This is a genomic window from Thiobaca trueperi (assembly GCF_004342175.1).
GTDB classification, from domain to species: Bacteria; Pseudomonadota; Gammaproteobacteria; order Chromatiales; family Chromatiaceae; genus Thiobaca; species Thiobaca trueperi.
This window is the reverse complement of the sequence record NZ_SMAO01000004.1, coordinates 213,278-237,410: the sequence shown is the minus strand read 5'-3', so window position 1 is coordinate 237,410 and position 24,133 is coordinate 213,278. Positions and strand designations below refer to the sequence as shown.

General features: G+C 62.4%; 20 protein-coding genes. 8 read left to right on the top strand and 12 right to left on the bottom strand.

The features are described from left to right. Positions 1-23 precede the first annotated feature (23 nt). Positions 24-1,001 (bottom strand): universal stress protein, encoded by a 978-nt coding sequence (locus EDC35_RS09255; protein WP_165903390.1) that lies wholly within the window; start codon positions 999-1,001, stop codon positions 24-26. Positions 1,002-1,074: 73 nt separating this feature from the next. Between EDC35_RS09255 and EDC35_RS18530 the strand changes: the two genes are divergently transcribed. Continuing rightward, positions 1,075-1,242 (top strand): hypothetical protein, encoded by a 168-nt coding sequence (locus tag EDC35_RS18530; RefSeq protein ID WP_165903389.1) that lies wholly within the window; start codon positions 1,075-1,077, stop codon positions 1,240-1,242. Positions 1,243-1,397: 155 nt separating this feature from the next. Here the strand turns inward: EDC35_RS18530 and EDC35_RS09250 are convergent, their stop codons facing one another. Beyond that, positions 1,398-2,030 (bottom strand): hypothetical protein, encoded by a 633-nt coding sequence (locus tag EDC35_RS09250; RefSeq protein WP_132976960.1) that lies wholly within the window; start codon positions 2,028-2,030, stop codon positions 1,398-1,400. Positions 2,031-2,061: 31 nt separating this feature from the next. Continuing rightward, positions 2,062-2,292: an SH3 domain-containing protein gene (locus tag EDC35_RS09245; RefSeq protein WP_132976959.1), complete on the bottom strand. Its 231-nt coding sequence runs from the start codon at positions 2,290-2,292 to the stop codon at positions 2,062-2,064. Positions 2,293-2,399: 107 nt separating this feature from the next. Here EDC35_RS09245 and EDC35_RS09240 point away from each other — a divergent pair, with 107 nt between their 5' ends. Beyond that, on the top strand, positions 2,400-3,344 hold the full coding sequence (locus tag EDC35_RS09240; RefSeq protein ID WP_132976958.1) for a cation:proton antiporter domain-containing protein: 945 nt from the start codon (positions 2,400-2,402) through the stop codon (positions 3,342-3,344). Here EDC35_RS09240 and EDC35_RS09235 read toward each other — a convergent pair. The 3 genes from EDC35_RS09235 to orn all read right to left on the bottom strand — a co-directional run bounded on the left by EDC35_RS09235 (position 3,296) and on the right by orn (position 6,126). Then, entirely contained in the window at positions 3,296-4,666 is a 1,371-nt protein-coding gene (locus tag EDC35_RS09235) for an HDOD domain-containing protein (protein WP_132976957.1), read from the bottom strand. The two genes, EDC35_RS09240 and EDC35_RS09235, sit on opposite strands and share 49 nt — an antisense overlap. Positions 4,667-4,752: 86 nt before the next feature. Continuing rightward, on the bottom strand, positions 4,753-5,559 hold the full coding sequence (locus EDC35_RS09230) for a DUF3313 domain-containing protein (RefSeq protein WP_132976956.1): 807 nt from the start codon (positions 5,557-5,559) through the stop codon (positions 4,753-4,755). A gap of 24 nt (positions 5,560-5,583) precedes the next feature. Continuing rightward, positions 5,584-6,126 carry an oligoribonuclease gene (gene orn, locus EDC35_RS09225; RefSeq protein ID WP_132976955.1) on the bottom strand — a complete coding sequence of 181 codons (543 nt, stop codon included), beginning with the start codon at positions 6,124-6,126 and terminating at the stop codon, positions 5,584-5,586. Between the two features lie 392 nt (positions 6,127-6,518). On the opposite strand from orn, the gene EDC35_RS09220 reads away from it, so the two are divergent. The 3 genes from EDC35_RS09220 to EDC35_RS09210 are packed head-to-tail and all read left to right on the top strand — an operon-like array spanning position 6,519 to position 11,834. Beyond that, a complete protein-coding gene (locus EDC35_RS09220; RefSeq protein ID WP_243651572.1) occupies positions 6,519-8,510 on the top strand; it encodes an ATP-binding protein in 1,992 nt (663 codons plus the stop codon). Next, a complete protein-coding gene (locus EDC35_RS09215) occupies positions 8,510-8,938 on the top strand; it encodes a response regulator (RefSeq protein ID WP_132977173.1) in 429 nt (142 codons plus the stop codon). Before EDC35_RS09220 ends, EDC35_RS09215 begins: the two co-directional genes overlap by 1 nt. A gap of 4 nt (positions 8,939-8,942) precedes the next feature. Continuing rightward, positions 8,943-11,834, top strand: coding sequence for an EAL domain-containing protein (locus tag EDC35_RS09210; protein ID WP_132976954.1), 2,892 nt, complete (start codon positions 8,943-8,945; stop codon positions 11,832-11,834). 6 nt (positions 11,835-11,840) lie between these two features. Here the strand turns inward: EDC35_RS09210 and EDC35_RS09205 are convergent, their stop codons facing one another. From EDC35_RS09205 to EDC35_RS09190, 4 genes are all read right to left on the bottom strand, one after another. Continuing rightward, a complete protein-coding gene (locus EDC35_RS09205) occupies positions 11,841-13,046 on the bottom strand; it encodes an ABC transporter permease (protein ID WP_132976953.1) in 1,206 nt (401 codons plus the stop codon). Continuing rightward, on the bottom strand, positions 13,047-13,757 hold the full coding sequence (locus EDC35_RS09200; RefSeq protein ID WP_132976952.1) for an ABC transporter ATP-binding protein: 711 nt from the start codon (positions 13,755-13,757) through the stop codon (positions 13,047-13,049). It abuts the gene before it with no gap. Next, positions 13,757-15,043, bottom strand: a complete 1,287-nt coding sequence (locus EDC35_RS09195) for an efflux RND transporter periplasmic adaptor subunit (protein ID WP_132976951.1) — start codon at positions 15,041-15,043, stop codon at positions 13,757-13,759. The genes EDC35_RS09200 and EDC35_RS09195 overlap by 1 nt, the downstream gene beginning before the upstream one ends. A gap of 119 nt (positions 15,044-15,162) precedes the next feature. Continuing rightward, a complete protein-coding gene (locus EDC35_RS09190) occupies positions 15,163-15,444 on the bottom strand; it encodes a nitrogen fixation protein NifZ (protein WP_132976950.1) in 282 nt (93 codons plus the stop codon). 228 nt (positions 15,445-15,672) lie between these two features. Between EDC35_RS09190 and nifU the strand changes: the two genes are divergently transcribed. The 3 genes from nifU to EDC35_RS09175 all read left to right on the top strand — a co-directional run bounded on the left by nifU (position 15,673) and on the right by EDC35_RS09175 (position 18,802). Continuing rightward, positions 15,673-16,551 carry a Fe-S cluster assembly protein NifU gene (gene nifU, locus EDC35_RS09185; protein WP_132976949.1) on the top strand — a complete coding sequence of 293 codons (879 nt, stop codon included), beginning with the start codon at positions 15,673-15,675 and terminating at the stop codon, positions 16,549-16,551. A 53-nt stretch (positions 16,552-16,604) separates the two neighbouring features. Next, complete coding sequence (nifS, locus tag EDC35_RS09180; RefSeq protein ID WP_132976948.1) at positions 16,605-17,825, top strand: cysteine desulfurase NifS; 1,221 nt, start codon at positions 16,605-16,607, stop codon at positions 17,823-17,825. Positions 17,826-18,256: 431 nt separating this feature from the next. After that, on the top strand, positions 18,257-18,802 hold the full coding sequence (locus tag EDC35_RS09175; protein ID WP_132976947.1) for a hypothetical protein: 546 nt from the start codon (positions 18,257-18,259) through the stop codon (positions 18,800-18,802). Between the two features lie 167 nt (positions 18,803-18,969). Here EDC35_RS09175 and EDC35_RS09170 read toward each other — a convergent pair whose 3' ends face one another. Both EDC35_RS09170 and EDC35_RS09165 read right to left on the bottom strand, forming a co-directional pair. Then, the gene (locus EDC35_RS09170; protein WP_481557207.1) at positions 18,970-21,567 is read right to left on the bottom strand and encodes a penicillin-binding protein 1A; all 2,598 of its coding nucleotides are present in this window, start codon (positions 21,565-21,567) and stop codon (positions 18,970-18,972) included. Positions 21,568-22,003: 436 nt separating this feature from the next. Continuing rightward, on the bottom strand, positions 22,004-24,049 hold the full coding sequence (locus EDC35_RS09165) for a sensor histidine kinase (RefSeq protein ID WP_132976946.1): 2,046 nt from the start codon (positions 24,047-24,049) through the stop codon (positions 22,004-22,006). Positions 24,050-24,133 lie beyond the last annotated feature (84 nt).

Sequence of the window (24,133 nt, the reverse complement as noted above, 5' to 3'; positions counted from 1 at the left end):
CGACAGGGCGTCCCCGGAGGCCGTCAAGACCCATCCAGCGTCACCGGCGTCACGAAGCTGGGCGGCTTGATGGCGAGCACATCGCAGTCGCAGCGGCCGAGGATGGTCTCGGCGGTGTTGCCGATCAGGAGACCGGGAATGCCGCTGCGTCCAAGCGTGCCCATGACGATGAGATCGACCGCCAGCTCCGCCGCCAGAGCGGGGATCAGTTCGGCGGCGGCACCGCGCGGCAGATGCGACGACAGCTTGAGATAATCGAACGCCTCGTCGCCGATGATCTCGCGCAGATCGTTCAACAGGGTTTTGAGCGAATGGGCGTGCCGGGTACGCATCTCCTCGACATAGCGATATTCGGCCGCCACCGTGTCCTGTGCCTGAACGCCGGCATCCCACAGCCGCAGCATCCCCGCCGCCGGCGCCTCCCAGACATGCGCCACATGGAGTTCGGCGAATTCGGTCAGCGCCAGCGCACTGGCGCGCAGCAGGATGGCGCGATTGACGGCGCCGATATCCTCTTCGGTGTCGAGATCGGGCGTGACATCGACCGCCGCCAGGATCCGGCTGTACGGATTGGCGCCACCGCTTTTCAGCAACCAGACGGGGCAGGGACATTTGCGCAGCAGATGCATATCGCGACTGCCGAACAGACGTTCGCGAAAGCTGCCCTCCCCTTCGGCGGCCTTGATGACGAGATCATAATCGCCACGCAGGACCTCGCGGATCACCTCGATATGCAGCCGACCGAAGACGATCTTCGGCTCGACTTCATGCTGCGGATCGAAGTATGCGAGTTGAGCATCCAGGCGCGTGCTGTAATCGTTGCGAATCGCCCGGTCGATCTGCTCCTGGGTCAGACCGCCGCCAGCCGGAACCGGCTGCGCCACCCCGATCAGGGTCAGGCGCGCCTGTGCGCTCCTGGCCAGGGTCCAGGCGCGTTCGAGCGCCCAGGGACGCGCGACCAAAGGGTCGGCAACATAGAGAATGTGCTTGAACTGATGCATCGTGACTCCTGCTGAAATGAGCGCCTGACGTGCACGCCAGCGGGCTGACTGGTCCGCGCAGGCGCCCCTGACCTTGCGCACCGCCGACCAGCAGCGGCAGAAAGTCCAGATTCCGTACCGGCAGATCCACCTCGGCATCGAACCAGGGAATGGCCAGGGCCATGATGCCTGTGCTCTCCGCAATGGCGAAGGGCGGGATCTCGATGCGACCTTGATTGCGGCGTCAGCACTGACGTCCTGATCGCCGCCGATTGCCAGGGACTCAAGCCGCAGATCCAAGGTGCCGTCCGCCAGACCGCGCAGCTCCACACGCAGCGGATACCAGCTCCAGGCCCGCGACCACTCGATGGCGAAACGCTCGGGCGCGATCCGGTTCAGATAGCCGCGGGTCAGGGTCTACTCGCAATCGGCCATGGTGACATCGACGATGGATCGGTAATGTCCATCGACCGTGCGCGCCGTGACGCAATGCGAACCTTTGAGCCAGGTCGAATAGGCGCTGTCGCCACCCTTCTCCGTGGAGATGAACTCATAGCCGCGCGACTCCAGCTCCGCCTCGCCACTACTCGCCCGCGCACCGACCAGATCCTGAAGCGCGGCGGCGCCGGATCCGCCATGCCCGGTGTGGTGGGTCTCGGTACTCGGATGCTTGCTCGCCTCGCTGGCGGCGATCCCAACGGCGATCGCAGCGGCCGCGCCAACCGCCAGCTTCTCGGCCGTCCCCATGCCCTTGGGCTTGGGACCGCTGTACTCGGCGGTGGTCACATGACGATTCTTGACCTCGCAACTCCAGGCATGCCTGTCGCCATCGACCTTGGCCATTCCCTGCACCTTGTAATGATGATCGCTGTCCATGATTTTCTCAGCCGTGGCATCGCGCAGATCATTGAGATGATATTCGCTGCGCAGCCGGCTCTCGCAATCGCGGATGGCGTCTTCCTTGCCATAGGCGAAGGCAGCGCCCGGCATCGCAATCGCTAGGGTCAGCAGGACGGTTACGGATGATTGGATGGAGTGATGTCTGTGCATGGCAGTTGCCTCTCTGGGTTGGGTGAATCGTTCAGGGCTGATAGGACGATTCGCGCAGAGAGCGTCCGGCAACCCAGCCTCTGGTGCGGTCATCGTCCGATCGCGCCACCTGACACCAGCGCTGGCCATCGACCCGCTTGCAGCCCAGGTTGCGCACCACATCGCCCTCGTTCAGTTCGTCGATCGCACGGTCCTGAAACGAGGGACCGGCCCGCAGATTCAGGGTATCGATCTCCAGTTCAAGGTCTTCAGGATGGCGCAATCTTGTGTGGGGATCACCCCGAAATCAAGGCTCCCGCTCACGGGAACACTGACAATGCCGGATTCTCCCTGCCACAGGTGTTGGCGAGCAACCACAGAGAGCCTGTAATGCCCCATGACATCAGCCTCATCAGTACCATCGCCGCTGCCTTCGGGCTCGTGCTGGTGTGCGGTTTTCTGGCTGCGCGGCTGCGTCTGCCGCCACTGGTCGGCTATCTGGTCGCGGGCATCCTGATTGGCCCGGCAACCCCCGGCTTCGTCGGCGATCTGCACCTGTCGGGCCAGCTTGCCGAGATCGGCGTCATGCTGCTGATGTTCGGCGTCGGACTGCACTTTTCGCTGGAAGAACTCTGGGCGGTCCGACGCATCGCCCTGCCGGGGGCGATGGTGCAGATTGCGGTCGCCACCGCGATGGGCGCGCTGCTCGCTCTGAGCTGGGACTGGAGCCCGGCGGAGGCACTGATCTTCGGTTTGTCGCTGTCGTGCGCCAGCACCGTGGTCCTGCTGCGTGCACTGGAGGCGAAAGGCGTGCTGCAATCGGTCACTGGACGCATCGCGGTCGGCTGGCTGGTGGTGGAGGATCTGGTGATGGTACTGGTCCTGGTGCTCCTGCCCTCGCTGGCCGGTCTGCTGACCGACAGCGCGGATGCGGCGTCGCACGCGGTCAGCCGCACTGATATCTGGCTGGATGTGCTCATCACCTCGGCCAAGGTCGCCGCCTTTATCGCCCTGATGCTGGTGGCGGGCAAGCGCCTGCTGCCCCAACTGCTGTGGCTGGTGGCGCGCACCGGCTCGCGCGAACTTTTTACCCTGGCAGTCGTTGCCTCGGCGGTCGGGATCGCCTTCGGTGCGGCAAAACTCTTCGATGTTTCCTTCGCGCTCGGCGCCTTCTTTGCCGGGATGATGATGCGCGAATCGCCGCTCAGTCATCGTGCCGCCAGCGAATCGCTGCCGCTGCGCGACGCCTTTTCGGTGCTCTTTTTCGTCCTGGAACGCATCTCCGCTCAGGCTTGCAAGACATCGGCGAGCGATTTGGGCAACACCCGGATCTGAGCGCGGAGTCGCGGCAGCAGACGGTTATAAAGCAGTTCGCGCTCGCTGACGCCGCTCTGACCGAGCGCCACCAGATAATCCCTGGCGAAGAGCGTCGGCAGGCGTGAACCGTCCTGGTGCAGGGCATGATAGAAACGCCGGGCCAGATAAAGCACGGCGACATTCGTCCGCACATCCTCCGGCACGCGCGACGGTGGCGCGAACTGGGGGTAATGCTGATACTCAAGACTGCTGCACAGGGCTTCGGGCAGCTTCCAGCTCCGCAGCAGTTCGGCGCCCATCTCAGCCGGCTCCAGAAAATCGAAGAGAATGCTCAGACGCTGGTTGTACGCCTTCAGCAGTTCGATCACGACAAAGCCGATCTCACTCAGAATGCCCAGCGTGGCAACCTCCGCCGGTTTGGCGACATTCACCGTCTGCGACAGGACGAAGGCAATCCGCGACACCTCGACCGCCCGCTGATGGAGGTCGGCAAAAAACGGCGTGCCCGGCAGACTCTGACGCACGCTTTCGGACATGATGATCTGATAGACGACCTGATGTCCCAGCATCACCAGCGCCTGGCTGACATTGGTCACTTTCTGCTGCAAGCCATAGGCCGGCGCATTCGCCGCCTTGAGCAGCAGGCTGGTCAGGGCCGGATCCTGCGTCACCAGATCGACGATCTCGCCCTGAGTGGTGCGCTCGTCGAGAATCCTGTTGAGCAGCGCCATGGTGGAGACCGGCAGGGCCGGCACCTTGGCAAAGAGCTGGCGGGCGACGGGCGTCTGCGCGAAGCCGGTTTGGGTGCGAGCCTCAAAGAGGGCGTCGATGAGTTCGCCATTGAGCGTGGTCAGCGCACGCTGACGACGTGCCAGTCGGCGCAGGCGATCCAGATTCAAGCGCGCCATGTGCTCAATCAGATAGGTCTTGAGCGAGGCGTCGAAGGACGTAAAGGTCGGGGTGTCGATGATCAGGAGCGTGGTCGGCACGCGCGCGACCGCACCGGCATCACGGGCAGCCGGGGCCGCGAAATCGACATCACAGAGCCAGTCGCCTGCGCCGAAACCCTCACTGCGGGCAACGTCCGTCCCCTGCAGATCGATGCGCCCAGCCAGGATGATATACAGCCGATCCGCTGGATCTCCGGCGTCGAACAGACGCTCGCCCGCTGTCAGTTTCGCCAGCACGGCGGTATTGAACAGGCGCACCAGATCGGGATCGGGCAAAGCGGGAAACGCGCCCGCCTCGCCAGCATCCCGCAGCCCCTGAGCCAGGGACTCCTGTGTCTCATCGGCGTCACTCTCGTGTCCGCGCGCGCCCTGCTTCCAAAATTTCAACATCTAACTCCGCCCCGAGAGATCAGTGAGTTGAGATGACACCGGATCAATGTCAAAACCAGGCGTACCATCATCGATCGATTTTAGGATCAGGATTTCGGCGTCCCGGCACGACGCAACTCGCCAAGACGCTGCGCGGTGAGCGCCGACCACTTGTCGAAGGCGTTTTTGGCGTAGGCCCAGCTCTGGAACGAATTCACATAGCCGCTGGCCCAGGTCTGCGCCGCACCTGCCGCGCCCGCATCCAGGTCGGCGGCATATTTGCGCCCGATCTCGGTATCGCGGCACTCGGCGATCACCGCGCCCGAAGCGCCATCGCGGAACTGCATCTCCATCCCCGTCTCGCCGAGATAAGGCGTCAAGCCGGCAGGCCGCCCCGTCGCCACCCCGGAACCCGCTTCGGCCACAAAGCCATAGGGCACCAGCGTTCCGGTCACGCTCCGATCGACCTGGGTCGGAACCAGATTGGTCAGCGCCACCCGCAGGACCAAGACCCTCCGTCCCGGCTTCTCGACCACCTGCAACTGCGGTTTGAGCGCCTTGGTCAGCGAACTGTGGAAATAGTCGGTCAGCGTCTTAAGATCGGTCGGATCGATACCCTGCTGCTGGTCCGGCTTGAGCGTGACGACCATGCGCGAGATCAGCACCTTGTCATATTGACTCGCGTCGAGTTTGGGATCGCGCCAGCACTGAATGCCATTACCCCAGGGCGCAGGCTTGAGCCGTGCATAATCGGATAGAAAACCGCTTTGGGTGAGACGGGTCGGATCGCTGGCAGTGACGCCCGTGCCGCTGCCTATGAGATTGGTATCGGTGGATGCGCAGCCCGCGATGAACATCGCGCCAGCCAGGGTGACGCCGCGCCATCCGACAGCCGGTCGATTGATTTCGATCATGTTCGATGTTCCAGGAGATGGTGGTTAAAAGGATCGCAGCAGATGCGCCCGGTAGTACCGCAGCTCATCGATGGACTCGCGAATATCGTCGAGCGCCAGATGGCGGGACTCCTTCCTGAAGCTCTCCGCCACTGCCGGGGCCCAACGCTGGGCGAGAATCTTGAGCGTGCTGACATCCAGATTGCGATAGTGGAAATAGGCCTCCAGCTTCGGCATCCAGCGGGCCATGAAACGGCGATCCTGACAGATGCTGTTGCCGCACAGCGGTGACGCCCCCGCCGGGACATGGGCCGCCAGAAATTCCAGCGTCGCCGCCTCGGCCTCGGCCTCGCTCACAAGGCTTGCACGCACCCGCTCCAGCAGACCGGAGGCGCCGTGATGCTCACGGTTCCAGTCATCCAGCCCGGCCAGAATCTCATCCGACTGATGGATCGCCAGCACCGGCCCTTCGGCCAGAATCTGAAGCTGGCTGTCGGTGACGAGTGTGGCGATTTCCAGGATGCGATCCGTGAAGGGATCCAGCCCGGTCATCTCCAGATCCACCCAGATCAGGTTGAGTTCGCTCATGCTGTGCTGTCCAGTCGGAGCCTCGGCGAAGAGGCGGGAAGATTGCCCGGCGCCAAGTCTAACGCAGGCGGTAAACGCGAGGATGCCAGAAATCAGCGACATCGAAATCCCGTCAATATCTGTCAAGCAGGATTCCTGGTTGCTAAACCGCGTCCAGTGCGATATGCGTAATTTTCAATTTGTGTTTGGCTCTGGGAAAGTCAACGACATCAGTGGAGACGCGGTTTAAAATTTTATATTTTTTAATATCTTAAACCGCGCCAGCTCCGATAATCCTTGAGTCTGCCAGGGCCGATTCGATCCACAAAGATCGCATACCGTGCTGGGCGCGGTTTAGTATCAGACTTTCTGGAGCCGTCTGAAACCGTGCAGCAGACAAGGAGCGCATTCGCATGACGCATCAACCGGCCATCTTCTGCAAACGAACCTGGCTCTTCGTGGTGCTGGCCATCCTGCCGATCCTGGGGATGGAGCAGCTCATCGAGCATTTTGCCCGCCAGAGCGCGCTGGAGCAGAAACGACTGACGACCCTGGACAGCCTCGCGATCCTGCGCGCACGGCTGGAAGGGCTGATCAATTCACACCGGCTGCTGGTGCATGGTCTGACCGCCGTCATCTCTGCGCACCCGGATATCGGACAGGCCGAATTCGCCCGAATCTCGCACGGACTGGTGAATGAACGCCATGCCCTGCGCAACATCGCTGGCGCGCCCGACCTGGTCATCTCGCTCATGTACCCGCTCGCCGGCAATGAGGGCGCCATCGGCCTCAATTACCGAACGCATCCCATCCAGCGCACCACCGCACTGCGGGCGATGCGGACGGGTCAGTCGGTGCTGGCCGGTCCCGTACCGCTCGCCCAGGGCGGCATCGGCATCATCATCCGCGAGCCGGTGTTCATCGGGTCATCACAACCGCAGGAAACGCCGCGCTTCTGGGGAATCATCTCGGCTGTCATGGATATCATGGTGTTCTATCAGGAATCGGGCGTCCTGGACGCCGGATCGAATCTGCGTCTCGCACTGCGCGGCACGGATGGAACCGGCGCCGCCGGGGAGATCTTTTTTGGCGATCCGCACGTCTTCGCCAGCAACCCGGTCATACGCGACATCGCGGTGCCCGGCGGCACCTGGCAGCTTGCGGCCATTCCGAGGTCGGGCTGGAGCCAGCCGACGACGACGCTGTGGCTCATGCGTGTGATCGGACTGCTGGCCGCGCTGGCCGCCGGTTTGATGATCACGCTGCTGGTGCATGCCAATGAGTTGCTGCATCGGCAAAAGCAGATCCTGGATCGCACCGGACGTCTGGCCAGGGTCGGCGGCTGGGAATTCGAGGTCGCCACCCTGCAAGGCACCTGGACCGATGAGACGGCACGGATCCATGACCTTGAACCGGGCGCCCATCCCAGCGTGTCCGTGGGACTCAGCGTCTTTCAGGGGCCGTCGCGTGCGGCCATCGAAGCGGCCCTGCACGAAGCGATCAAATACGCCCGACCCTATGACCTGGAACTGGAGATGACCACGGTGAAGGGAACGCGCAAATGGGTGCGGACCATCGGCCTGCCGGTGCTGGAGAGCGGTCGGGTCGCCCGGCTGGAGGGCGCCATTCAGGACATCACCGACCGCAGACAGCGCGAGGACGAGATCCGTCAGCTCAATGCCGAGCTGGAAGAGCGGGTCGCGGCGCGCACCGCCGAACTCGCCACCATCAATAAGGAGCTGGAGACCTTCAGCTATTCGGTCTCGCATGACCTCAAGGCGCCGCTGCGCGGGATCGATGGTTACAGCCGACTGCTGCTGGAGGATCATCTGGAGCAACTGGACGCGGAAGGCCGGCTCTTTCTTGCCAATGTCCGCCAGGGCGTGACGCAGATGAATGATCTGATCGAGGATCTGCTCGCCTATTCGCGCATGGAGCGACGCGGAATGCTCGGGATCCCGGTGGATCTGGCGCAGCTGATTGAGCGGGTGCTGGTGGAGCGCGGTGAGGATATCAATGCCCGACACGGGGTCGTCAGACTGGATCTGGACGATGAACTCATCGCGCAAGCCGATCCGGATGGTCTGGCCATCGTGCTGCGCAATCTGCTGGACAACGCGGTCAAGTTCAGCCGCACTGACCGTCCGCCGGAGATCGACATTCACGGAAAGGTTATGGAAGAATCCATTATCCTTTCCATCCAGGACAATGGAATCGGTTTTGACATGCAGTTTCATGACCGCATCTTCGAGATCTTCCAGCGTCTGCAACGCGCCGAGGACTATCCGGGCACCGGCGTCGGTCTCGCCATGGTGCGCAAGGCCATGCTGCGCATGGGCGGACGGGTACGGGCCGAGAGCGCACCCGGCGCCGGCGCCACCTTTCATCTGGAGCTGCCGCGATGATGAGCGACGCATGCCCCCGCCCCATCCTGCTGGTCGAGGACAATCCGATGGATCTCGACCTGACCCTGCGCGCCTTCGCCCGCCGCAGGCTGGCCAATTCCATTGAGGTGGCACGCGACGGTCAGGAGGCGCTGGACTGGATTCCGCGCTGGGAGGCGGGCGAACCGCTGCCGCTGGTGGTTCTGCTCGACCTGAAACTGCCCCGCGTCAGCGGACTGGAGGTGTTGCGCCAGTTCCGCGTCCATCCGGTCAGTCAGGATCTGCCGGTCGTGGTGCTGACCTCGTCCAGCGAAGACAAGGACATCGAAACCGCTTATCGCCACCACGCTAACTCGTACATCGTCAAGCCGGTCAATTTCGAGAAATTCATGGAGGTGGCCGCTCACATTGAACTCTACTGGTGCCTGCTCAACCATCCGCCGAGGTAAGCGAATGCGTGTCCTGCATGTCGAAGACAACCCGGTCGATGTCGATCTGACCCGCCGTCTCCTGTTCCGTCAGGCACCGGAGATCCAGCTTGAACCGGTCTCCACCCTGGTAGCGGCGCGGGCCTGTCTGCAGACCCCGGATCTCTACGATCTGGCCCTGGTGGATCTGAAACTCCCCGATGGCTCCGGGCTGGAACTCCTGACCGAAATCCGCGAACGCACCCTGCCGCTGGCGGTGGTGATGCTCACCGGCTCCGGCGATCCCGAAGCGGCCATCGCCGCGCTTCAGGCTGGTGCCGACGATTATCTGGCCAAGGGCGAAACCGCCCTGGAGCGGCTGCCCACCACACTGCGCGATGCCCGAAAACGCTTTCGCGAGGCGCACGACCGTCACGCCCATCCGCTGCGGGTGCTCTACGCCGAGCACAATCTCGCCGATATCGATCTGACTCGCCGCCATCTGGCCCGTTACGCCCCGCATGTCCGCCTGACCCCCGTGACCGATGTCGCCCGGATCCTCACCCGTCTGCCGTCCAATCCGCACACCCCGTGCGATTATGATCTCGTCCTGCTCGATTACCGTCTGCCCGGCCTGGATGCACTGGAAGCGGTCAAGATCCTGCGCGCCGAACGTGGCCTGGACATTCCCATCGTCATGGTTTCAGGCCAGGGCAGTGAAGCGGTGGCGGCACAGGCCATGCATCTCGGGGTGAACGATTACCTCTCGAAACACCATGGCTATCTGCACAAGCTGCCGGCCATTCTGGACAAGGCGCTGAGTCAGACCAGACTGGCCCGTGAACGCGCAACACTGCGCGAAACCGCTCACCGGCTGGAACTGGCGCTCGCCGCCAGTCAACTGGCCGAGCAGACGCGCGAAACCCGACTGGCGGTGCTTGACGGTCTGGTCGAGAACCAGCCTCTGGAGAACATTCTCGACCGGATCATCACCCGCCTGGAGGCCATTCATCCGGATCTGCGTGTCTCCATTCAGCTCCCGTCAGAAGACCCCGCCATTCAGGACGCGGCGGCCCCGCTCGATGCCTCCATCAGTTGGCCCATCCCGTTGCAGGGCACGCCCGATCAGCCGCAGGGCCGCTTCACCGTCACCTCGACCGAGTCGCGCACGCTGTCTCCAGACGAAATCAACCAGATCGATGAATTTGCCCATCTCGCCAGTCTGGCGGTGGTCCGGGTAAGCGCTGACGCGCGACTCCGCCAGGCCGCAGCCGTCTTCGAGAGCACGCACGAAGGCGTCATCATCACCGACCTTCAGACCCGCATCCTCACCGTCAATCGCGCCTATACCGAGATCACCGGCTACAGCGAAGACGAGGTGCACGGACGTCAGCCCAACATCTCCTATTCCGGTCGTCAGGATCGGGGCTTCTATCAGACGCTCTGGAGCAGCGTGAAGGCCAGCGGGCACTGGCACGGCGAGATCTGGAACCGGCGCAAAAATGGCGAGATCTATCCCGCGCTCCTGAGCATCAGCACGGTTTACGACAGCCAGAATCAGCCCAGCCATTATGTTGGCATCATCACCGACATCAGTCAGATCAAGGAATCCGAGGCACGACTGGAACACCTGGTTCATTACGACCCGCTGACCAACCTGCCCAACCGGCGCCTCGTCCAGTCCCGGCTGCAACATGCGCTCGAACAGGCGGAACGACAGCGATGGCGGCTCGCCGTGCTCTTCCTGGATCTCGACCGCTTCAAGAATGTCAACGACAGTCTCGGGCATCCGGTCGGCGACGAGCTGCTGGAAGCGCTCGCCAGACGACTGAGCGCGCGGCTGCGCGAGGACGACACGCTCGGACGTCTGGGCGGGGATGAATTCCTGCTGCTGCTGGAACGTCTGGCGCGTCCGGAAGACGCGGCCGATGTCGCGCAGATGCTGCTTCAGTTACTGGAACAGCCCTTCATCCTGCCCAGCGGACCCGAGATCTATATCGGCGCCAGCATCGGCATCAGTCTCTACCCGGACGATGGTCACTCCGTCACCGAACTCATCAAGCACGCCGATGTCGCGCTCTATCAGGCCAAGGAACAGGGACGCAACACCTACCGCTTCTATACCCCGACACTCACCACTGCCGCCAACGAGCGGCTGGCGCTGGATGCGCGCCTGCGCCGGGCGCTGGCCAACGGCGAGTTCGTCCTGCATTACCAGCCGCAATTCGAGAGTCAGAGCGGCGCGCTGATCGGCTGCGAGGCGCTGGTACGCTGGCTCTCGCCCGAGGAGGGCATGATCTCACCCGCCCGTTTCATTCCGCTGGCGGAGGATACCGGGCTCATCGTGCCGCTGGGTGAATGGGTGCTGCGCACCGCCTGCGCGCAGGGCAGGGTCTGGCTGGATGCCGGTCTGCCGGCCCTGACGATTGCGGTCAACCTGTCCGGCCGTCAGCTACAGCAGCCTGATCTGGTCCAGCGCGTGGCCGACATCCTGGAGCAGACCGGACTGCCGGGCGAGCGGCTCAAGCTGGAACTCACCGAGAGCATGATCATGGGCTCCGGCGATCAGACGCTGGATCTGCTGCGGGCGATCAAGGCGCTGGGACCGCGTCTCTCCATTGATGACTTCGGCACCGGCTATTCGTCGCTGGCCTACCTCAAACGCTTTCCCATCGACGAGCTCAAGATCGACCAGAGTTTCGTGCGCGACATCCCGCAGGATGAAAGCGACATGGAGATCGCCGCCACCATCATCGCCATGGCCCGCAATCTGCACCTGAAGGTCATTGCCGAGGGGGTTGAAACACCCGAGCAACTGGCATTCCTCACCAGCCAGGGATGCCATGCCTGCCAGGGCTATCTGCTCGGCCACCCGGTCCCGGCGAACGAGTTCGTCCGCACGGTGTTTGGGCGCGCTTCCGGTCTTCATCCGGTTTAGAGCGAGCTACTCCCGCCGCAGCGCCTCAATCGGATCCAGACGCGCCGCGCGCCGCGCCGGGAAATAGCCGAAGATCACGCCAACTGCGGCGGAAAAACAGAAGGCCAGCAGCACGATGCCGCCATTGAAAACAAAGGGGACATTGAGCAGCGGGGCGAGCCCCAGCGAGGCGCCGATGGCAAGCAGAATGCCGAGGATGCCGCCAAGCGAGGACAACGCCACCGCCTCGACCAGAAACTGGGTCAAAACCTCGCGCTCCAGCGCACCGATGGCGAGCCGGATACCAATCTCGCGGGTGCGCTCGGTCACCGAGACCAGCATGATGTTCATGATGCCGATCCCGCCCACCAGCAGACTCACCGCCGCCACCGCCGTCAGCAGCGCCGTCAGCACCTGCGTGGTGCCGGTCAGCATGCTGGCGATCTCCTTCATGTCGCGCACGCTGAAATCATCCTGTTCGCCGGGCCGGATATGGCGGCGTTCGCGCAGCAGACGTTCCAGATCGCCCTTGGCGCTGTCAGTGGATTCGCCGTCGCGGATCGAGACCTGGATCAGGCTCACGTCCTGATTCCCGGCGATGCGTCGCTGGAAGGTGCGCAGCGGCATCAGCACCAGATCGTCCTGATCCGAGCCCATGCTGCTCTGGCCCTTGCTCTGCAAGAGTCCAATCACCTGACAGGCCATGCTCTTGAGCCGGATCTTCTCGCCGATGGGATCGAGCGCACCGAAGAGTTCCTTGCGCACCGTCGCGCCGATCACGCACACCGAGCGTCCGCCCTGGAGATCACCGTCGCTGAAGAGCCGACCGGATTCGAGCGTCCAGTTGCGCACGCTGAAAAAGGCGTTATCGGTGCCGGTCACAGAGGTCGACCAGTTGCTGTTGCCGACGATGGCGATCATCGACTGACTGGCCGAGGGCGCAACGGCGCGCACTGACGGGACATCGCGCCCGACCGCCACGGTGTCCGCCAGACTGAAGGGTGGCGCGTTCGAGCTTTGTCCCGGCCCCATGTGCTGACCCACGCGGATCATCAGCAGATTGGTGCCCAGACTTTCGATCTGGGTCGTCACCTGACGGGTCGCGCCATCGCCCAGCGTCACCATGACGATGACCGCTGCGACACCAATGACGATGCCCAGGATCGTGAGCACCGAGCGCAGCACGTTGCGACGGATCTCGCGCAGGGCGAGAAGAAAAGCGTTCCAGATCATTTATGCGTCCGAAATCCGCCCATCCCGAAAATGAATGACCCGATGGGCGTATTCGGCCATGTCGGGCTCGTGAGTGACCATGAGGACGGTAATCCCCTGCTCGCGGTTGAGACCGGCCAGCAGTTCCATGATTTCATGGCTGCGGGCGGTGTCGAGATTGCCGGTGGGTTCGTCCGCCAGCAGGAGACTGGGCTGGGTGACGATGGCGCGGGCGATGGCGACGCGCTGCTGCTGACCGCCGGACAGCTCGCCGGGCGTGTGGCGCTCCCAGCCGGTGAGGCCGACCAGATCCAGCGCCTGACGCGCGCGGGCGTGACGTTCGGCGCGGGGCGTGTGCCGATAGATCAACGGCAGTTCGACGTTTTCCAGCGCCGTGGTGCGGTTGAGCAGATTGAAACCCTGGAAGACGAAGCCGAGATAATGGCGCCGCAATCGCGCGCGCTGATTGCGGTCGAGCGACTCCACCGGGATCCCGCGAAAGCGATAGGAACCGGCGCTGGGCGTATCCAGACAGCCAAGGATGTTCATGGCGGTGGATTTGCCGGACCCGCTCGGACCCATCACGGCGACAAACTCGCCCTGCTGAATCACCAGATCCACTCCATCCAGCGCGCTGACCGCCGCCAGACCGGCGCCATAGATCTTCGTTACCGCTCGGAATTCGATCAGCGGGGCCGGCTCGCCGGTCGATGTCGCATCATCCGCCGCCATCACGACTTGCGCCCTGCCCGCTCCACATCCACCAGCACCTGCACGCCGGGCGCGAGCCCATCGCCGAGCACCTGGGTCACGACGCCATCGGTCAGCCCGGTTTTGATCTCGACTGCGGTCGGCTCGCCATCGCGCAGGATCCAGACCCGCCCCGATTTGCCAGTGCGGGCGCCCGCTTCCGGCTGACGCTTGGGCGAACGGGGAGGACGCGGCAGCAGCATGCCCAACAGATTGGGACCGGCCTGCTCGGATCTGGCTTGAGGCGGTGTGAAGCGCAGCGCGGTATTGGGAACCAGGAGCAGATCGTCTTCCTCATGCACCAGGATCTCAGCCGTCGCCGTCATCCCCGGACGCAGCGACAGATCGACGTTATCGACTGCCAGCAGCGCGCCGAAGGTCACTACGCCATTGACCGTTTCGGGAGCGAAACGCACCTGAGTGATGGTCGCCGGAAAGGTGCGGGCCGGATAGGCATCGACCGTAAAAATGGCCTTCTGCCCTTCGTTGACCTGACCAACATCGGCCTCGTCCACCGCGACCTTGAGTTCCATCTGGGTGAGATTCTCTGCCAGCGTGAAGAGCACCGGCGTCTGGAGCGAGGCGGCGACGGTCTGTCCCGGCTCCACATCGCGTTTGAGCACGATGCCATCGATGGGCGAGCGAATGGTTGTCTTGTGGAGGGTGCGACGGTCGGCGTCGAGCTGCGCCTGTGCCTGATCGACCTTGGCGCGGGCGACCGCCAACGCGGCGGCCGCGCGTTCGGCGGCGGCGGAAGCCGTGTCGAGCTCCTCTGGCGAGGCCAGACGTCTGCCCATCAGGTCGGTCGTGCGACGCAGCTTGTTGGCGGTCTCGTTGACCGTCGCCTGGGCCTCATCGACCTGCGCCTTCGCCAGTTCCAGCGCCGCCGCCGACTGCCGTTCCTTGGCTTGAGATTGATCAGGATCCAGCCGCGCCAGCACCTGTCCCTGCTTGACCCGATCATTGAAATCGACTTCGACCGCCTGGATGGTGCCCGAGACCTCGGTTCCCACGTCCACCTGCGTCACTGGCTGCAACTGCCCGGTCGCCGTGACCCTGATCGTCAGCTCGCCACGCTTCACTTCCGCCGTCTTGAAACTAGCCCGATCCGCTGGCCGCGTTGACATGAAAGCGACCGCCGCCAGCACCAGCCCCAGGACTGTCAGACCGGCAAACCAGAGCCAGCGGCGGCGATGAGATGCCGGGCGTCCAGTCAGATCGATCTGTTGCGCGATAGCGGAATCGGGAAGACTTCCCTGTTGTGTCATGCGCCAAATACTCCAAGCGTTTTAACCAGCGGATGGCAATCAGCATACCGTCAAATGAGGGAAGAATAAGGGAACAAAACAACGCAGACCGGCTGGCCCCTGCCAGCCGGCTTCGGACTTCAGGCAGGCGTGTTCAGGCTCAGTTCCTCCGCCCAGCATCCGGTCGGCGGACCCAGTACCAGATCCGCGCCCTCGAAGCGCACCAGAAAGAGTTCCCGGTCCGGGCTCTCTTCCAGATGACCGATATTGACGATCACGCCCCGCGTCCCGGCGCTGGCGATGAGTGCATGCTCAGGCAGATCGGGGATGCCACCATCGTTATGGATGTCGATCAGGGCATAGACCAGATCGCCCGGCTGGGTATCGGGCGGTAAAGCGTTATGTGTTTGGTTGGCTTCCATGGCGGACTCCTGTTGTCGGGTTTATCACCAGCGAACCCTCGGCCACCTGTTTCAGATATGACAAAGGAACTGGTCTATTTTTGAAAATGACCTTATAAATCAGCGATTTTTCAACGCTGACCAGCATGGCATAAGGTTTGCTGAAGTCTACTTCAAGAATCAAGCAAGACGTAAGCCATGCGCCGGATCCGATCCGCGCGCCCAAGCCAACGACGCTGGAGACAAGCCATGTGGGATTATTCGGACAAGGTTCAGGAACATTTCTTCAGCCCCCGCAACGCCGGGGCGGTGCAGGACGCCAATGCGGTGGGCGACATCGGGTCGCTGTCCTGCGGTGACGCGCTGCGTCTGACCCTGAAGGTCGATCCGGCGAGCGAGGTCATCCTCGAAGCCGGCTTTCAGACCTTCGGCTGTGGCTCCGCCATCGCCTCCAGTTCAGCCCTGACCGAGATCATCAAAGGCATGACGCTCGATCAGGCACTCCTGGTCAGCAATCAGGACATCGCCGATTATCTTGACGGTCTGCCGCCCGAGAAGATGCACTGTTCCGTCATGGGACGCGAGGCGCTTCAGGCCGCCGTCGCCAACTATCGCGGCGAGGAGTGGAAGGACGACCATGAGGAAGGCGCCATGGTCTGCAAGTGCTTCGCGGTCGATTCCAAGCTGGTCGAGAACACCATCCGCTCCAACAACCTGACCACGGTTGAGGAAGTCGTCAACTACACCAAGGCCGGCGGCGGCTGCTCCGCCTGTCATGAAGGGGTCGAAGAGATCCTGACCCGTGTGCTGGCCGAATCGGGCCAGACCTTCGCGCCCGGCAGTGCGGCCACGGCGCCCGCACCGGCGCGCGGCAAGCTGACCAATCTGGAGCGTATCCGTCGCATCGAAAACGTCATCGAGAGCATCCGCCCGAACCTGAAACGCGATCACGGCGATGTGGAACTGGTCGATGTCGATGGCAAGAATGTCTATGTGAACATGAAAGGCGCCTGCGTCGGCTGTCAGATGGCGTCCGTTACCCTGGAGGGTATCCAAGAGCGCATCGTCGAGGATCTGGGCGAATTCGTACGGGTGCTGCCGGTCGCGGCGAAGCGGCTGAACGGCTGATCCTGACCTGAGTTCGAGCTTTTTCGATTGGCGCACAAGACGAGGCGAACGTCATGACCACTCTCACCCAGGGCATCTATTTCGACAACAACGCCACCACCATGGTCGCGCCCGAGGTCGTCGCGGCCATGCTGCCCTATTTCACCGAGCAGTTTGGCAATCCCTCGTCGATCCACCAGTTCGGCAACCGGGTCGGGGTGGCGATCAAGCAGGCGCGGGCACAGGTTCAGGCGCTGCTCGGCGCGGAGCACGATTCGGAAATCGTCTTCACCTCCTGCGGGACGGAGTCCGACTCCACCGCCATCCTGTCAGCCATCCGTACCCAGCCGGAGCGCAGGGAGATCATCACCACCGTCGTCGAGCATCCGGCGATTCTGGCGCTCTGCGAGCAATTGGAGAAAGAGGGCTACACCATCCACCGCCTGCCGGTCGATGGTAAAGGGCGGCTGGATCTGCACGCCTATCAGGCGCTGCTGTCGGAGCGGGTCGCCATCGTCTCGGTGATGTGGGCCAACAATGAGACCGGCACCCTCTTTCCGGTCGAGGAAATGGCCGAGCTGGCGAAATCAGCCGGCGTGCTCTTCCACACCGACGCGGTGCAGGCGGTCGGCAAGCTGCCAATCGATCTTAAACGCACCGCGATCGATATGCTGTCGCTGTCCGGGCACAAGCTGCACGCGCCCAAGGGCATCGGGGTGCTCTATCTGCGCCGTAACACCCGCTTCCGTCCGCTGCTGCGTGGCGGTCATCAGGAGCGCGGACGGCGCGCCGGGACCGAGAACAGCGCCGCTATCATTGCGCTCGGCAAGGCGTGCGAGATGGCGCTGGAACACCTGGAGCAGGAACAGACCCAGGTTCGCACGCTGCGCGACCGGCTGGAGCAGGGCATCCTCGCCGCCGTGCCCAATAGTTTCGTCACCGGCGATCCCGACAACCGGCTGCCCAACACCAGCAATATCGCCTTCGAGTACATCGAGGGGGAGTCCATCCTGCTGCTGCTGAACAAGCTCGGCATCGCGGCGTCGAGCGGTTCGGCCTGCACCTCCGGCTCGCTGGAGCCTTCGCACGTCATGCGCGCCATGGGCATCCCCTACACGGCGGCGCATGGCACCACCCGTTTCTCGCTCTCGCGTTACAACACCCTGGATGAGGTCGAGCGGGTCATCGCCGCCATTCCGCCCATCGTCGCCCAACTGCGCAAGCTCTCGCCCTATTGGGGCGAAAACGGGCCGGTGGAGAATCCCGAACAGGCGTTTGCGCCGGCCTACAGCTGAAAGCATCACGTAAAAATCTACAGCCAAACCTAAAGGATTCGTTGTTGCATGGGCGGGTTTCGGGCAGCGTCGTAACCCAGCCGGTGAAGCCTAATCTGTCGTCAGAACTTGAAGCAGCAGATAGCAGAACTCAGAAATACTGCTATCTTTTAGGGGAAGAAATTTTGGGACAACCCCACCCGAACGAACAAAGTCGAAGAACATTGCATACATCTGTATGCATTTACCGTTGCTGACGTAAGATCAGCATCTACATAACTCAAAATCCTTCCTTCTGGAAGGGTGATCTACACATTCAGGAGGTTATAGATCGACTTAAAATGAGCGCTCAGAGCGGTCTCTCGAATCTCAGAATGTAGAGCAGTAGAGCAGTGACTGACAAGGTATCTAATGCTCTTTACTTTTATTCAGTTTCGTTCAAGGGGATTGCCATGAAAAAAATGACCGTTGCTTTAGTCTCCAGCCTTTTCCTGTTTTCCGCAAACTCTTTCGCTGACGCAACATGCCAGGCGCTAATGAGTAATTTAATTGCTTATGCACAGATGCCTCCTGCGTCATGCAACAAACATTACAACACGATAAGCGTCGAAATGGCCACCAACCGGAATGATATGAAATATGTTTCGTATGCTTCCGGCATACTCTATAAGAAAAAAAAGACTATCCCAGTAATCAGTTATTTTCTTGAAGGTGACGCGAACCAGCAATTTAGCGACCGCAGCTATGACATTGGCACCACGCCTCCAGGCGGCATTCACGTTCCTATAATGCAGAATTTTTCTGTGAAGAATGAAGATTTACTTGGCCTGAATATCAAACCAAATGGCGATTTCACCTACACCCTTAAATCATGGGGGAATGCAAAATCCACAGTCAGCGGAGCCTGCATAAACAACATTCTTTACGGAGTGAAGGATGGGACATTTTATACCTTGTCATTTAAGAAAACGAAGCTAGGATACACTGGACCATGCTAGTAGCAATGCAGTCGCGTTGAAATATTCAAATATAGGCGCGCCGGATCACGGCGCGCTTCCTACAGGCTTCGGTTACGTGGCAGCCAGATCCGCCGCTCACTCATGCCCTACTTGCAAGCTTGCAAATCAGCGCGTCTTGAAGCGCATCGAAATAAAAAGATCTCGCGTTAAAAAAGATCGTCCATCACCCGTGGCGTCGAGCGTTTGACGGTCGCCGTGTTCTCCTGGCGTCGGGCCCCGGTTTCCGGGCTGGCAACTCGCACCGGTTGCGGGCCAAGCAGCATGTCGCGGTATTCCTCCTGCACCATCTCCAGGATGCCGCCCTTGGATGTGGTCTCGACACCACGGCTCGGATCAATGCGGACCTCGACCAGTCCGGGCGGCGGATCCAGTGTGGCGACGGGCTGATCCTTGAGCGCGGCGGCCATGAAATCGACCCACATCCCCAGGGCGGCTTTGCCGCCCTCCTCGCCCCGACCGAGTTTGCCGAAATCGTCGTGACCCATCCAGGCGATGGTGACAAAGTTTGCCTGATAGCCGGCGAACCAGGAATCGCGCACATCGTTGGTGGTGCCGGTCTTGCCGACGACATCCGTGCGGTTCAGCGCCTTGGCGCGCGTACCGGTTCCGGCATCAATGACCTCGCGCAGCAGCGAGGTCATCTGATAGGCCGTGCGCGGATCAATCACACGCTCGGCAAGTCCGTCCGACTGGATGCCCTGCGTGGTGGCTGCCGTCTCGCCAAAGCGATACCAGCAGTCAGCGCACGCCTGCAGGGGACTGGCATCGAAGAGCACCCTTCCGTTGACATCCTCAATGCGCTGAATGAAATAGGGGATGACGCGATAGCCGCCGTTGGCGAAGACCGCATAGCCCTCAGCGAGTTTCACCGGCGAAAGCGCGCCGCTGCCAAGCGCCATCGACAGACCGCGCGGCATGGCGTCATCGCCGAAACCGAAACGGCGGATGTAATCCTGCGCCTCATCAAGCCCCACGCTTTGCAGGAGATTGATGGTCGCAAGATTGCGCGAGAGCGCCAGCGCCTTGCGCAGACGGATGGGTCCCATCTCCTTGTGGTCGAAATTCTGTGGATTCCAGCGTTCCTTGGTGTCGAGCTTGACCGCCTGGTCTCTGAGCAGACTGGCCGGGGTCCAGCCCTGATTGAGCGCAGCGGCATAGATGAAGGGTTTGAAACTGGAGCCGGGCTGGCGACGCATGTCCACCGCCCGGTTGAATTTGGTTTCGTTGAAGCTGTAACCGCCGACCAGCGCGCGCACCGCACCGTCGCGCGGGGCGATGGACACCAGCGCACCCGCCACGCGGGGAATCTGGCTCAATTCCAGGCCGCCATCCTCAGTCCGCTTGAGACGAATCAGATCACCGGGGAGCACCACGTCCGCTGACTTGCGTCGCGAACCGCGCCAGTTGGCGAGATCCCGTTGATTGCGCGCCCAGGACATCTGGCTCGACGTCAGGTCGATGCGCTGCCCCTGCCCCAGGTACACCTCCGCCACCCCTGCCTTCACCCGAGTCACCAGTCCCGGTTGCAGATCCGGAATACGGGTCACGCCCGCCAGATAGTCGTCCAGCTCCAGGTCAGACAAGCCGGCCAGTTTCAGTGTCGCCTCGGGGCCGCGATAACCATGACGCTGGTCATACTGACGCAGGGCCGTGCGCAGGGCGTCCTGCGCAGCGTTCTGCAGCCAGGACTCGATGGTCGTGATCACGCGATAACCCTGACTGACCGCCGCCTCACCATAAAAGCGGGCGATCTCGGCCCGCGCCATCTCGGCCACATAACCGGCATCCAGCTCGGACTGGCGACGGTGCAGACGCCCGGTATCGGGTGCAGCGATGGCGCGCTCGTATTGCTCCGCGTCGATATAACCGAGTTCGCGCATACGTCCGAGGATGTAATTGCGCCGTTCCAGCGCCCGCGCCGGATTGGTCACCGGATTATTGATGGATGGCGCCTTGGGGATACCGGCCAGCATCGCCGCCTCAGCCACCGTCAGTTCGTTCAGACTCTTGTCGTAATAGAGCGAAGCGGCAGCCGAGATGCCGTAGGCGCGATGGCCGAAAAAGATCTGATTCAGATAGAGTTCGAGGATCTCGTCCTTGGTCAGGGTCTGCTCCACATGCAGGGTCAGCAGCACCTCCATCAGCTTGCGCCGAAAGGTCTTCTCCGGGGTGAGAAAGAAATTGCGCGTGACCTGCATGGTGATGGTGCTGGCACCCTGAGCTTTTTCGCCCGTCGCGAGATAACTCATGAGCGCGCGGCCCATGCCGATGGTATCGACGCCGCCATGCTCGAAGAAGCGGCTGTCCTCGGTGGCGAGAAAGGCCTGAATCACCAGCGGCGGAATCTCGCCGATCGCCACCGGCTGACGGCGCTCGACGCCGAATTCGGAGATCAGCGCCCCATCCGCGCTGAAGACCTGCAAAGGCGCTTGCAATTGCACCGAGCGCAGGCTCTGCACATCGGGCAACTCCGGGAGCGCCACATGAACGAATACACCCCCGCCCAGCAGACCCAGCATCAGGAGCTGCAAGGGCACGCCCAGTGCGCTGCCGAGAAAATGGCCCAGCCAGCCCAGCACCGAACGTGGCGCGCGCGACGCTGGCCGACGTGTCGACGGCTTGGGTTTAGGCTTGTGCCTGGCCGGAGGATCGGCGGCGGTCTGGCGCGGGGCGGTCGAGCGATAGGAGGCAGCGGGGCGCACCGGTGGCGGGGAAATCCGCGCGCGATTCGGTTTTGGTTCCAAATTCCACTCCGCTCGCCTCAGACGAGCCGGTCAACAAAGGGGCTTGCAGATTGCTGTGACGGCGGGATTATAGCCCAGAGCCATGGCTGGGGATGCGGCGATGCCAGAGGGCGCGGATCAATGCGCGTTTCCGGTTGGTGGCGGGATCGTCTGCGCCACACAGACGCGGCCTTTAACAATAAGAGCCGTTGGTGCTGGCGAGCGGCGCAACGGGCGACTGGTCGCGGTTACGCACCGTCACGCTGAAATTTTGGATCTGCTCCGGCGTGGCTTGGGGGTACAGCAATCCAGCTCGCTGGTCCTGTAGGCCACGCTATAGCGGGTGCGTGCCCGGATCCGTTCCCATAGCGCGAGGAACTGCGGGTCGGTCTCAAAACTGAGGGAACCTCAGTCCAACGGTGCCAAACCCGAGCGGCTACTGGCCTTTCCTCTCATCTCAGCCGGGATAAGGTGACACGTGCGCCGGTGCGGCAGTCACCTGCTCTCGTCTGATGGCCGCCCCGCCCGGAATGGCCAGCACGAAGCGGCTGCCTGTCGCGCTGCTCGTCACGGCGACCGTACCGCCATGCCGCTTCGCGATGCGCTCCACCAAGTAGAGCCCGAGTCCCGCGCCAGGTTTGTTTTGCGCGCCACGGCCACGGAAGTATTTCTGGAAGAGTCTCGGCATTTCGTCCGCCGGAATGCCGCCTCCCGCGTCCGCTACCGCGAAGTCAATACCTCCGTCGACACGTCCTTGTGCGTGGAACTGCACCGGCACGCCCTCGGGTGAATGACGCACGGCGTTCGCCAACAGATTGCGCAAGGCGATGCGCAGCAAACCGGCGTCGCAGGCAAGGCACTGAGGTAAATCGGCGCAGGCGACGTCGATGCAACCGCGATCCCATTCAGCCGCCGCCCCACGCACGATCGCTGCGGCGTCCTCATCGACCGCCGTGAAGCTGACCAAGTCGCCATCCACGCGGTCCAATGACAGGAATTCGTCCATCAGCCGTATCATGCGACGCGTGGCTTCGCGAATATTGCGGCAGCGTTCCTGCGTCGCCGCGGACGGCTCGCTGCTGGCGATGCGCTGGACGCTGGTGTCGATGATCGTCAGCGGCGTGCGGAATTCATGGGAGGCCATCTCCACGAAGTCGCGCTGCTCCTGCCGCGCCAGCCTCTCGACTTCCAGGCTTCTGCGCAGCTCCGTCTCCAGTTGCTCGCGCCGCACGATCTCACTGGTCAGCGAGCGGGTACGCGCGGCCACTTCCTCCTCCAGTTCCTCGGCGCGCTGGATCTTGAGCCGCAAGGTCTCTGCCTGGGCCTGCTCCGCGGCGGCTTTGATCCGCTTGTAGCGGTACATGATCGCCAGACTCATGACCACCATGTGGGTGATGGCGCTGATCTGAAAGCTATTGTCGGTCAGCAAGTTGGGCGGCAGCAGCATGAAGTTGCGCGCTACACGCAGCACGATGCCGAGGCAATACAACCCAAAGGCGGCAAGAAAAAGGGCGGCTGGCGAATAGCCTTCCCTCAGCAGGTGCAGAGAAATAACGATGAGGACGGCCACCTCGATGACCCCCGCAAGTTGCGCGGGCGCCACACCGGCTACATAACTCACCGTCAACGACAACAGCGCGGTCAGGGCGGACAGGGCTGCCATCGAACGGACCAGCCAGCGCGCCGTGCGCGGCATGCGCGGCGCGAGTTCGAGCACGCCCACGCTCATCTTCGCCCCCACCCATAGCGACACGCAGATCAGTAACGACAGCGCCAGATCGCTGATGCGTCCCGGCATCCCGGTGTATTGCTGAAGAAAACCGAAGGAGAGCACGATATGGAAAAGGCTATTCACGACGTAGAGCGCATACCAGCCGTTCACGACGGAGCGCGTCGAGCGCCAGAACAACAGATGAATGGTAATGATCGTGAGGTAGATGCCCAGCAGCAGTCCGTAAGCCAGCGACTCGCCGCGTGAGGCTTCGCCGAAAAACGCGGGACGCCAAAGCGTGATCTGCGCCGAGATCGAATTGCGCGAGGTGACGCGCAGCCACAGGGTCTGTTGGGTCGGTTCGGCCAGATCGATGAGAAAGGCCGGATTGCGATAGGGCAGGTCCCACTGGTCGCGGGGGATGTCTTCTCCGGCGCGGTGCTCTTCCCAGGTGCCGGCCGCGGTGCGTTGGTACAGCCGCACGTCATCGAGGACCGCGTTATTGACCTCCAGGATCCATTCGCGCGGGCTGCCGGCGGGACGTTCGATCTGCACGCGCAGCCACAGCGCCTCCTGGGTGAATCCCCGATTGAAAGCGCCGCGCAACGCCTGCCAACCGGGTGAACCCGCCACGTCCGCCACGCCCATCGCTCCGCCCGCATCCCGCAGGAGACTCAGATGGGGCGCCAGATCGGCACGTGTCATCTCCGGCGAAAGGACAAGCGGCGTCTGCGCCCAGGCGTGAACCGAGACCAAAGCCAACCACAGGAGGCAAAGCAGGCGAAGCGGCATGGGCGCGCATTCTATCAGTCAATAGGATGCAGGACCGCCGCGCTCAGATTTCCTCAGATTCGCGCCTCGGCCGCCCTCTATACT

Bases quoted from the DNA above. Each gene is read 5' to 3' on its own strand.
- EDC35_RS09240 (WP_132976958.1), top strand. From the start codon at position 2,400: ATGCCCCATGACATCAGCCTCATCAGTACCATCGCCGCTGCCTTCGGG.
- EDC35_RS09190 (WP_132976950.1), bottom strand. From the start codon at position 15,444: ATGGAAGCCAACCAAACACATAACGCTTTACCGCCCGATACCCAGCCG.
- EDC35_RS09220 (WP_243651572.1), top strand. From the start codon at position 6,519: ATGACGCATCAACCGGCCATCTTCTGCAAACGAACCTGGCTCTTCGTG.
- EDC35_RS09205 (WP_132976953.1), bottom strand. From the start codon at position 13,046: ATGATCTGGAACGCTTTTCTTCTCGCCCTGCGCGAGATCCGTCGCAAC.
- nifU (WP_132976949.1), top strand. From the start codon at position 15,673: ATGTGGGATTATTCGGACAAGGTTCAGGAACATTTCTTCAGCCCCCGC.
- orn (WP_132976955.1), bottom strand. From the start codon at position 6,126: ATGAGCGAACTCAACCTGATCTGGGTGGATCTGGAGATGACCGGGCTG.
- EDC35_RS09255 (WP_165903390.1), bottom strand. From the start codon at position 1,001: ATGCATCAGTTCAAGCACATTCTCTATGTTGCCGACCCTTTGGTCGCG.
- EDC35_RS09235 (WP_132976957.1), bottom strand. From the start codon at position 4,666: ATGTTGAAATTTTGGAAGCAGGGCGCGCGCGGACACGAGAGTGACGCC.
- EDC35_RS09210 (WP_132976954.1), top strand. From the start codon at position 8,943: ATGCGTGTCCTGCATGTCGAAGACAACCCGGTCGATGTCGATCTGACC.
- EDC35_RS09175 (WP_132976947.1), top strand. From the start codon at position 18,257: ATGAAAAAAATGACCGTTGCTTTAGTCTCCAGCCTTTTCCTGTTTTCC.
- EDC35_RS09195 (WP_132976951.1), bottom strand. From the start codon at position 15,043: ATGACACAACAGGGAAGTCTTCCCGATTCCGCTATCGCGCAACAGATC.
- EDC35_RS09215 (WP_132977173.1), top strand. From the start codon at position 8,510: ATGAGCGACGCATGCCCCCGCCCCATCCTGCTGGTCGAGGACAATCCG.
- EDC35_RS09200 (WP_132976952.1), bottom strand. From the start codon at position 13,757: ATGGCGGCGGATGATGCGACATCGACCGGCGAGCCGGCCCCGCTGATC.
- EDC35_RS09165 (WP_132976946.1), bottom strand. From the start codon at position 24,049: ATGCCGCTTCGCCTGCTTTGCCTCCTGTGGTTGGCTTTGGTCTCGGTT.
- EDC35_RS09250 (WP_132976960.1), bottom strand. From the start codon at position 2,030: ATGCACAGACATCACTCCATCCAATCATCCGTAACCGTCCTGCTGACC.
- nifS (WP_132976948.1), top strand. From the start codon at position 16,605: ATGACCACTCTCACCCAGGGCATCTATTTCGACAACAACGCCACCACC.
- EDC35_RS09230 (WP_132976956.1), bottom strand. From the start codon at position 5,559: ATGATCGAAATCAATCGACCGGCTGTCGGATGGCGCGGCGTCACCCTG.